General features: G+C 71.2%; 7 protein-coding genes. 2 read left to right on the top strand and 5 right to left on the bottom strand.

Going from position 1 to position 9,973, the window contains the following annotated elements; all coding sequences use genetic code 11:
• Positions 1-178 precede the first annotated feature (178 nt).
• Both ACX6XY_RS21355 and pgi read left to right on the top strand, forming a co-directional pair.
• Entirely contained in the window at positions 179-1,426 is a 1,248-nt protein-coding gene (locus ACX6XY_RS21355; RefSeq protein WP_460332994.1) for an MFS transporter, read from the top strand.
• 92 nt (positions 1,427-1,518) lie between these two features.
• Positions 1,519-3,138 (top strand): glucose-6-phosphate isomerase, encoded by a 1,620-nt coding sequence (gene pgi, locus ACX6XY_RS21350; protein ID WP_460332991.1) that lies wholly within the window; start codon positions 1,519-1,521, stop codon positions 3,136-3,138.
• Between the two features lie 76 nt (positions 3,139-3,214).
• Here the strand turns inward: pgi and pgl are convergent, their stop codons facing one another.
• The 5 genes from pgl to tkt are packed head-to-tail and all read right to left on the bottom strand — an operon-like array spanning position 3,215 to position 9,840.
• Positions 3,215-4,000: a 6-phosphogluconolactonase gene (gene pgl, locus ACX6XY_RS21345; protein WP_460332988.1), complete on the bottom strand. Its 786-nt coding sequence runs from the start codon at positions 3,998-4,000 to the stop codon at positions 3,215-3,217.
• On the bottom strand, positions 3,997-5,058 hold the full coding sequence (opcA, locus tag ACX6XY_RS21340; RefSeq protein ID WP_460332985.1) for a glucose-6-phosphate dehydrogenase assembly protein OpcA: 1,062 nt from the start codon (positions 5,056-5,058) through the stop codon (positions 3,997-3,999). Before opcA ends, pgl begins: the two co-directional genes overlap by 4 nt.
• The gene (gene zwf, locus ACX6XY_RS21335) at positions 5,055-6,593 is read right to left on the bottom strand and encodes a glucose-6-phosphate dehydrogenase (RefSeq protein ID WP_460332982.1); all 1,539 of its coding nucleotides are present in this window, start codon (positions 6,591-6,593) and stop codon (positions 5,055-5,057) included. Before zwf ends, opcA begins: the two co-directional genes overlap by 4 nt.
• Positions 6,594-6,598: 5 nt before the next feature.
• Positions 6,599-7,717 carry a transaldolase gene (tal, locus tag ACX6XY_RS21330; RefSeq protein ID WP_460332979.1) on the bottom strand — a complete coding sequence of 373 codons (1,119 nt, stop codon included), beginning with the start codon at positions 7,715-7,717 and terminating at the stop codon, positions 6,599-6,601.
• A 35-nt stretch (positions 7,718-7,752) separates the two neighbouring features.
• A complete protein-coding gene (tkt, locus tag ACX6XY_RS21325; protein ID WP_460332977.1) occupies positions 7,753-9,840 on the bottom strand; it encodes a transketolase in 2,088 nt (695 codons plus the stop codon).
• Positions 9,841-9,973: the final 133 nt, after the last annotated feature.

Genomic DNA, 9,973 nt, shown 5'->3' with positions numbered 1-9,973 from the left:
CCCCACGCGGCCCGGCGCCCTCGCGGCCCCCGTGCGGGCGTCCCCCCCCTCCCCCCCCCGGCGCCGGCCCGGCCCCCCGCCCCCGGGGGGCGGGCCGGACTAAGGAGGGCAGATCACCTACAGCCGACTGTCAGTGACGCCCCGTATGGTCGTGAAGCAGTGGACCAGAGGGGGAGTAGTGACCACTGTCGAAGCGGCCAGGCCGCAGGCGCCCGCATGGCGCGGAGGGTTCGGACGGCTGTGGGCGGCCGCGGTCGTCTCACAGTTCGGCGACGCGCTGCGGATGGCCGCGTTACCCCTGCTCGCCGTCTCGCTGACGGACCGGCCGATGCTGGTCGCGCTGGTGACGGCCTGCGGATTCCTGCCGTGGATCCTGTTCGGGCTGCTCGGCGGTGCGCTCGCCGACCGGGTCGACCAGCGGCGCGCGATGTGGGCCGTGGACGGCATACGCGCCGCGCTCGTCGCGGCCTTCGCCGTCGCCGTCGCGCTCGGCCAGGCGTCGATCGCCCTGTTGATCGTGCTGGCCTTCACGCTCACCGCCCTGCAGACCCTCTTCGACAACGCCGCCACGGCCCTGCTGCCGTCCCTGGTCGACAGGGAGGCGCTGGGCAGCGCCAACGCCCGGCTGCAGACCGGGCAGCGACTCGCGGGCGGCATGATCGCCGCGCCGCTGGTGCCCGCGCTGCTCCTGCTCGGCGACGCCACGCCGTACGCGGTCGACGCCGCCACCTACCTGGCGGCGGCCCTGCTGATCGCCTCGCTGCGGACGACGCCGCCCAGCCGCCCGCCGAGACCCGCGGGCAGCACACTGCGTGGGGAGATAGCCGAAGGGCTGCGCGTCCTGGGGCGGGACCGGGTGCTGCGGGCCCTGTGCGTCGGCACCACGCTGTGCAACATCGGTATGGGCGCGCTGATCGCCACCATCGTGCTGCACACCACCGGCTGGCTCGACGCGGGCGCCAGCGGACACGCCCTGGCCCTCGCGGTTTACGCGGCGGCCGGTGTGCTCGGCGGGCTGCTGGCGGGCCGTGTGCCGCTACGGCTGGGACGGCTGGGCGCGGTGCTCGTCGCCGGGATCGTGCAGACCTGCTGCCTGATCGCCATCGGGTCGGTGCGCAGCCTGTGGGTGCTGGTCGCGGGTCTCGCGGTGTTCGGCTTCATGGGCATGGTGTGGAACGTGAACCAGGTGACGCTGACCCAGGAGCGCAGCCCGGCCGGGACGCTGGGCCGGGTCAGCTCGGCATTCCGCACCCTGTCGATCGGCGGCACCCCGCTGGGCGCGCTGCTCGGCGGGGCGGTGGCCACGGCCTGGGGGCTGAACGCGCCCGCGCTGCTCACGGCCGGGTTCTTCGTTCTGGCCGTCATCGCGCTGCTCCCCGGTCTCACGTCTCGCGGCGCGGGCCGGACGCCTCGGATCGGTGTCTGATCAATTAGGTTGGGAGGGCAGCGGGGCAGGTACGCACGGAGAGAAGGCTGACGCACGAGATGGCTACTGAAGGACGTCTTAAGCTCAATCAGATGGCCGAGTGGACGGCGCTGGGCAAGCACCGGGAGCAGCTGGGGGACACCGGGCTGCGGGAGCTGTTCGACGCGGAGCCGGGCCGCGCCGCCGAACTGACACTCCAGGTCGGTGACCTGCACATCGACTACTCCAAGCACCTGGTCACCGGCGAGACGCTGGGGCTGCTGCGGGAACTGGCCGCGGCGACGGACGTGTTCGGGCTGCGGGACGCCATGTTCCGCGGCGACAAGATCAACACCACCGAGGACCGGGCCGTCCTGCACACCGCGCTGCGCGCCCCGAAGGACGCGGTCATCGAGACCGACGGCGTCGACGTGGTGCCCGAGGTGCACGCCGTGCTCGACAAGATGGGCGCGTTCGCGCGGCGCGTCCGCTCGGGCGAGTGGACCGGCCACACCGGCAAGCCCATCAGGAACATCGTGAACATCGGCATCGGCGGCTCGGACCTGGGCCCGGCCATGGCGTACGAGGTGCTGCGCTCCTACACCGCCCGCGATCTGACGTTCCGCTTCGTCTCGAACATCGACGGCGCCGATCTGCACGAGGCGGTCCGGGACCTGGACCCGGCCGAGACGCTGTTCGTCATCGCCTCCAAGACCTTCACCACGATTGAGACGATCACCAACGCCACCTCGGCCAGGAACTGGCTGCTGACCGGGCTCGGGGCCGACCAGTCGGCCGTGGCCAGGCACTTCGTGGCGCTGTCGACCAACGCCGAGAAGGTCTCCGGCTTCGGCATCGACACGGCCAACATGTTCGAGTTCTGGGACTGGGTCGGCGGCCGCTACTCGTACGACTCGGCGATCGGCCTGTCGCTGATGATCGCCATCGGCCCGGACCGCTTCCGCGAGATGCTCGACGGTTTCCACCTGGCCGACGAGCACTTCCGCACCGCCCCCGCCGAGCGGAACGCCCCGCTGCTGCTCGGCCTGCTGGGCGTCTGGTACGGCGCCTTCCACGACGCCCAGTCGCACGCCGTGCTGCCGTACTCGCACTACCTGTCCAAGTTCACCGCCTATCTCCAGCAGTTGGACATGGAGTCCAACGGCAAGTCCGTCGACCGGGACGGCGACCCGGTGGACTGGCAGACCGGCCCCGTGGTGTGGGGCACGCCGGGCACCAACGGGCAGCACGCCTACTACCAGTTGATCCACCAGGGCACGAAGGTCATCCCGGCCGACTTCATCGGCTTCGCCGAGCCGGTCGCCGACCTGCCGCCCGGCCTGGTCGCCCAGCACGACCTGCTGATGGCCAACTTCTTCGCCCAGACCCAGGCGCTCGCCTTCGGCAAGACGGCGGACGAGGTACGCGCCGAGGGAGTGCCGGAGGAACTGGTCGCGCACAAGACGTTCCGGGGGAACCACCCCACGACCACGATCCTGGCGCGGGAGCTCACCCCGTCCGTGCTCGGACAGCTGATCGCGCTCTACGAGCACAAGGTGTTCGTCCAGGGCGCGATCTGGAACATCGACTCCTTCGACCAGTGGGGCGTCGAGCTCGGCAAGGTGCTCGCCAAGCGCGTCGAGCCCGCGCTGACCGAGGGCGCGGAAGTTCCGGGCCTGGACGCCTCATCGCGGGCGCTGGTCGCCAAGTACCGCGAGCTGCGCGGCCGGTGAGGCAGTACTGACAGAGAAGCGCCGGGTGGGCTGAGACGAACTCTCAGTCCACCCGGCGCTTCCACGTCCCGCGAGCTCAGGCCGACGCGGGCGGGTACAGCGCGCGCGGCAGCTGCGAGGCCGCCGCGTCGTCCAGCAGCCACAGAGTGCGGCCGCGCCCGTACGCGCCCGCCGCCGGGGCCTGGATCTCGCCCGCCCCGGACAGCGCGATATGCGCGGCCTTCGCCTTGTCCTCGCCCGCCGCGAGCAGCCACACCTCACGGGCCGCCCGAATCGCGGGCAGCGTCAGCGAGATCCGGGTCGGCGGCGGCTTGGGCGCGCCGTGCACGCCGACGACCGTGCGCTCGGTCTCCCGTACCGCGGGCAGTTCGGGAAAGAGCGAGGCCACATGGGTGTCCGGGCCGACCCCGAGCAGCAGCACATCGAAGGACGGCACCTCGGCGTGGTTCTCAGGGCGGGACGCCGCGGCGAGTTCCGCGGCGTACGCGGCGGCCGCGGCGTCCGCGTCGTCGCCGTGCGGGCCGTCCGACGCGGGCATGGCGTGCACCCGCGCCGGGTCCAGCGGGACGCGGTCGAGCAGCGCCTCGCGGGCCTGGGTGACATTGCGCTCCGGGTCGCCGTCCGGCAGGAACCGCTCGTCGCCCCACCACAGGTCAAGACGCCCCCAGTCGACGGCGTCCCGCGCGGGCGACGAGGCGAGCGCGGCCAGCAGGCCGTTGCCGTTGCGGCCGCCGGTGAGGACCACCGAAGCGGTGCCGCGGGCGGCCTGGGCGTCCACGATCTTCGTGATCAGCCGGGCCGCCGCGGCCTGTGCCATCAGCTCTTTGTCGTGGTGCACGACCACCTGCGCGGTGCCGCTCACTTCGCCGTCGCCTTCTTGGTCACGGCCTTGGGCGCCTTCTTCACCTCGGCGGCAGTCGCCTGAGACGCCTTGGCGTCCCCGGCCGCCCGCGCGTCCCCGGCCGCCCGCCCGGCATCGGGGCCCGCGTCCGTCGCCGTTCCCAGCCGCTCCACGCCGAACTTCAGCGCCGACGCGTAGGTGTCGTCCGGGTCCAGCCGCCGCAGCTCCTCCGCGATCAGCTCGGCCGTCTCGCGCCGCTTCAGCGCCACCGCCCGGTCCGGCTGCCCCTGCATGGACAGCGTCGCCAGCGAGGCGTCGGGCCGGTGCAGGACGATCGGACCGCAGTCGGTCGCCATCCGCACCGCGGTGAGCCCCGGACCGCCGGAGACCGTGCGCTCCACCGGCACCCCCAGCCGGTCGGCGAGCCACATCGCGAGCAGCTCACAGCTCGGGTTGTGCTCCTCGCCCGCCACCTCGACCGAGGAGACCCGGCAGGTCACCTGGTCCAGGGCGGCGGCCAGCATGGAACGCCACGGCGTGATCCGGGTCCAGGACAGATCCGTGTCGCCCGGCGTGTACGTGCTGGCGCGCGCGGCCAGCTCCCGTATCGGCTGTTCGGCGGCGTAGGCGTCGGTGACCCGGCGCTGGGCCAGTGCGCCCAGCGGGTCGTTCGCCGGGTCGGCCGGCGCGTTCACCGGCCACCACACCACCACCGGGGCGTCCGGGAGCAGCAGCGGCAGCACCACGGACTGCGCGTGGTCGATGGTCTCGCCGTACAGCCGCAGGACCAGCGTCTCGCCGGTGCCCGCGTCCGCGCCGACCCGCACATCGGCGTCCAGGCGGGACTTCTGACGGTCCCGTGGCGAACGCGAGACGCGCTTGATGACGACCAGGGTGCGCGAGGGGTGCTCGCGGGAGGCCTCGTTCGCGGCCTTCAGCGCGTCGTAGGCGTTCTCCTCGTCGGTGACGATGACCAGGGTGAGCACCATGCCGAGGGCCGGGGAGCCGATGGCTCGGCGTCCCTGCACCAGCGCCTTGTTGATCTTGCTGGCCGTGGTGTCCGTAAGGTCGATCTTCATGGCCGACGCCAGCTCCGTCCGTCTCGTTCGAGCATTTCGTCCGCCTCGGCGGGGCCCCAGGTGCCCGACGGGTACTGCGCGGGCTTGCCGTGCGTGTCCCAGTACTCCTCGACCGGGTCGAGGATCCTCCAGGACAGCTCGACCTCCTCGGTGCGCGGGAACAGGTTGGAGTCGCCGAGCAGCACATCGAGGATGAGCCGTTCGTACGCCTCGGGGCTGGACTCGGTGAAGGACTCGCCGTACGCGAAGTCCATCGACACGTCCCGCACCTCCATCGAGGTGCCCGGCACCTTGGAGCCGAACCGCATGGTCACACCCTCGTCCGGCTGCACCCGGATGACCAGGGCGTTCTGCCCCAGCTCCTCGGTCGCGGTCTGGTCGAAGGGGGAGTGCGGGGCGCGCTGGAAGACCACCGCGATCTCGGTGACCCGGCGCCCGAGACGCTTGCCGGTGCGCAGATAGAACGGGACGCCCGCCCAGCGGCGGTTGTCGATCTCCAGCTTCACCGCGGCGTAGGTGTCGGTCTTCGACTTCGCGTCGATGCCGTCTTCCTGGAGATAGCCGATGACCTTCTCGCCGCCCTGCCACCCGGCCGCGTACTGGCCGCGCACGGTGTCCGCGCCGAGGTCCTTCGGCAGCTTCACCGCGCCGAGCACCTTGGTCTTCTCGGCCGCGAGCGCGTCCGCGTCGAAGGAGGCGGGCTCCTCCATCGCGGTCAGGGCCAGCAGCTGGAGCAGATGGTTCTGGATGACGTCGCGGGCGGCGCCGATGCCGTCGTAGTACCCGGCCCGGCCGCCGATGCCGATGTCCTCGGCCATTGTGATCTGTACATGGTCGACGTACGACCGGTTCCAGATCGGCTCGAAGAGGGTGTTGGCGAACCGCAGCGCCAGGATGTTCTGGACGGTCTCCTTGCCCAGGTAGTGGTCGATCCGGAACACCTGGTCCGGGGCGAACACCTCGTGCACGATCGCGTTGAGCTCCCGCGCGGACGCCAGATCGTGGCCGAACGGCTTCTCGATCACCGCGCGCCGCCAGGAGCCGTCCTGCTGGTCGGCCAGCCCGTGCTTCTTCAGCTGCTGGACGACCTGGGGGAAGAACTTCGGCGGCACGGAGAGGTAGAAGGCGAAGTTGCCGCCGGTGCCCTGCGCCTTGTCGAGCTCCGCGATCGTGGCCCGCAGGGTCTCGAACGCGTCGTCGTCGTCGAAGTCGCCCTGGACGAAGCGCATCCCCTGGATGAGCTGGTGCCAGACCTCCTCGCGGAAGGGCGTCCTGGCGTGCTCCTTGACGGCGTCGTGCACCTCCTGCGCGAAGTCCTCGTCCTGCCATTCGCGCCGGGCGAAGCCGATGAGCGAGAAGCCCGGCGGCAGCAGTCCGCGGTTGGCCAGGTCGTAGACGGCGGGCATCAGCTTCTTACGGGACAGATCGCCCGTGACACCGAAGATCACCAGGCCCGACGGCCCCGCGATACGCGGGAGCCGTCGGTCCTGAGCGTCACGCAGCGGGTTGTCGCCGCTTGCGGAGAGGGGTGACAAGGTGGTCAGGCCTCCGAAGGGGCGAGACGGTCGAGCTCCGCCTCGGTCGACTTGAGCAGGTCGTTCCAGGACACCGCGAACTTCTCGACGCCCTCGTCCTCGAGCAGCCGCACCACGTCGTCGTAGGAGATCCCCAGCTTCTCGACGGCGTCGAGGTCCGCGCGGGCCTGCTCGTAGGTTCCCGCGATGGTGTTGCCGGTGATCTGGCCGTGGTCGGCGGTGGCCTCCAGGGTGGCCTCGGGCATGGTGTTCACCGTGCCCGGCGCGACCAGCTCGTCGACGTACAGGGTGTCCTTGTACGCGGGGTCCTTGACGCCGGTGGAGGCCCACAGCGGACGCTGCCGGTTGGCGTTCGCCCGGTCCAGCGGCGCCCAGCGGTCGCTGGCGAAGACCTCCTCGTACGCCTGGAACGCGAGGCGGGCGTTGGCCAGGGCGGCCTTGCCGCGCAGCTCCTTGGCCTCGGCGGTGCCCAGGCCGTCCAGGCGCTTGTCGATCTCGGTGTCCACACGCGAGACGAAGAACGACGCCACCGAGTGGATCTTGGAGAGGTCCAGGCCGCGGTCCTTGGCCTTCTCCAGACCCGCGAGGTAGGCGTCCATGACCTCGCGGTAGCGCTCGAGCGAGAAGATCAGCGTGACGTTCACGCTGATGCCGAGACCGATGACCTCGGTGATCGCGGGCAGGCCCGCCTTGGTCGCCGGGATCTTGATCAGGGTGTTCGGCCGGTCCACCAGCCAGGCCAGCTGCTTGGCCTCGGCGATGGTCGCCGCGGTGTGGTGCGCCAGGCGCGGGTCGACCTCGATGGAGACCCGGCCGTCCCGGCCGCCGGTCGCCTCGAACACCGGGTGCAGGATGTCCGCCGCGTCCCGCACGTCCGCTGTGGTGATCATGCGGATGGCTTCCTCGACGGTGACCTTGCGGGCCGCGAGGTCGGCGAGCTGCTGCTGGTAGCCGTCGCCCGACGAGATCGCCTTCTGGAAGATCGACGGGTTGGTGGTGACGCCCACGACGTGCTGCTGGTCGAGCAGCTCGGCGAGGTTGCCGGACGTGATCCGCTTGCGCGACAGGTCGTCCAGCCAGATCGCGACGCCTTCGTCGGAGAGGCGCTTGAGTGCGTCTGTCATGGAATTTACATCTCCTACGTGGTTCGGTATGAGCGTCAGCGCTTGGTTGCGGTCAGAGATTCCTTCGCGGCGGCGGCCACGGCTTCGCCAGTGAAGCCGAACTCGCGGAACAGGACCTTGCCGTCGGCCGATGCGCCGAAGTGCTCCAGCGAAACGATCCGTCCGGCGTCGCCGACGTACCGGTGCCAGGTGAGCCCGATCCCGGCCTCGACCGCGACCCGCGCCTTCACGGACGGCGGCAGCACCGCGTCCCGGTAGCTCTGGTCCTGCTCCTCGAACCACTCGACGGACGGCATCGAGACCACCCGCGTCGGGATGCCGTCGGCCTGGAGCCGCTCGCGGGCCTCGACGGCCAGCTGCACCTCGGAGCCCGTACCGATCAGCACGACCTCGGCGTCGCCGCCCTCGGCGTCGAAGAGCACATACCCGCCCTTGGCGGCGTCCTCGTTGCGCTCGTAGGTCGGCACGCCCTGGCGGGTCAGCGCCAGGCCGTGCGGGGTGCCCTCGCCGAACGTCTTGGTGTACCGCTTCAGGATCTCGCGCCAGGCGATCGCGGTCTCGTTGGCGTCGGCCGGACGCACCACGTTCAGGCCGGGGATGGCGCGCAGCGAGGCCAGGTGCTCCACCGGCTGGTGGGTCGGGCCGTCCTCGCCCAGGCCGATCGAGTCATGCGTCCACACATGCGTCACCGGCAGGTGCATCAGCGCGGAGAGCCGGACGGCGTTGCGCATGTAGTCCGAGAACACCAGGAAGGTGCCGCCGTAGACACGGGTGTTGCCGTGCAGGGCGATGCCGTTCATCACGGCGGCCATCGCGTGCTCGCGGATGCCGTAGTGGATCGTCCGGCCGTACGGGTCGGCCTCCGGCAGCGGGTTGTCCGCGGGCAGGAACGACGACGTCTTGTCGATCGTGGTGTTGTTCGAGCCCGCGAGGTCCGCGGAGCCGCCCCACAGCTCGGGGATGACCGCGCCGAGCGCCTGGAGCACCTTGCCGGACGCGGCACGGGTCGCGACCGCCTTGCCGGTCTCGAACTCGGGAAGCTTCTCCTCCCACCCGGCCGGGAGCTCGCCCGCGTGGATCCGGTCGAACTCGGCGGCGCGCTCCGGGTTGGCGGTGCGCCAGGCGGCGAAGGACTTGTCCCACTCGGCCCGCACCTCGCGGCCGCGGTCCAGGGCCTTGCGGGTGTGCCCGATGACCTCGTCGGAGACCTCGAAGGTCTGCTCCGGGTCGAAGCCCAGGACGCGCTTGGTGGCCGCGACCTCCTCGTCGCCGAGCGCCGAGCCGTGCGAGGCCTCGGTGTTCTGCGCGTGCGGGGCGGGCCAGGCGATGATCGAGCGCACCGCGATGAACGAGGGCCGCTCGGTCTCGGCCTTGGCCGCCAGCAGCGCCCGGAACAGGCCCGCGGGGTCCAGGTCGCCGTTCGGCAGCTGGTCCACGCGCTGGACGTGCCAGCCGTAGGCCTCGTACCGCTTGCACACATCCTCGGAGACCGCGGTCTCGGTGTCGCCCTCGATCGAGATGTGGTTGTCGTCCCACAGCAGCACCAGGTTGCCCAGCTTCTGGTGCCCGGCCAGCGAGGACGCCTCCGCGGAGATGCCCTCCTGGAGGCAGCCGTCACCGGCGACGGCCCAGACGGTGTGGTCGAACGGGGAGGCGCCGGCGGCGGCCTCCGGGTCGAACAGGCCGCGCTCGTAGCGGGCGGCCATGGCCATGCCCACGGCGTTGGCGACGCCCTGGCCCAGCGGGCCCGTGGTGGTCTCGACGCCGGTGGTGTGGCCGTACTCGGGGTGGCCCGGAGTCTTCGAGCCCCAGGTGCGGAAGGCCTTCAGGTCGTCCAGCTCCAGGCCGTACCCGGCCAGGTAGAGCTGGATGTAGAGGGTCAGCGACGAGTGTCCCGCGGACAGGACGAACCGGTCGCGGCCCACCCAGTCGGCGTCGGACGGGTCGTGCCGCAGCACCTTCTGGAAAAGCGTGTACGCGGCGGGCGCGAGGCTCATGGCCGTACCGGGATGGCCGTTGCCGACCTTCTGTACGGAGTCCATGGCCAGGACGCGGACGGTGTCGACCGCCCGCTGGTCCAGATCGGTCCACTCGAGGTCTGAAGTGGTCGGCTTGCTGCTCACCCTGAGTCAGGGCTCCTCTCCACATGTGCTACATGTCGAACCCCGGCGACAACGCGCGCCGGGCGCTGTCGAGCCTACCGTTGTGCGAGGGGGTGTCCCCTTCCGCGTGATCCCGTCTCGGTGCCTGGACGTC

The sequence above is a fragment of the Streptomyces sp. O3 genome (assembly GCF_054788135.1).
This window is presented reverse-complemented; position numbering and strand designations above follow the sequence as displayed.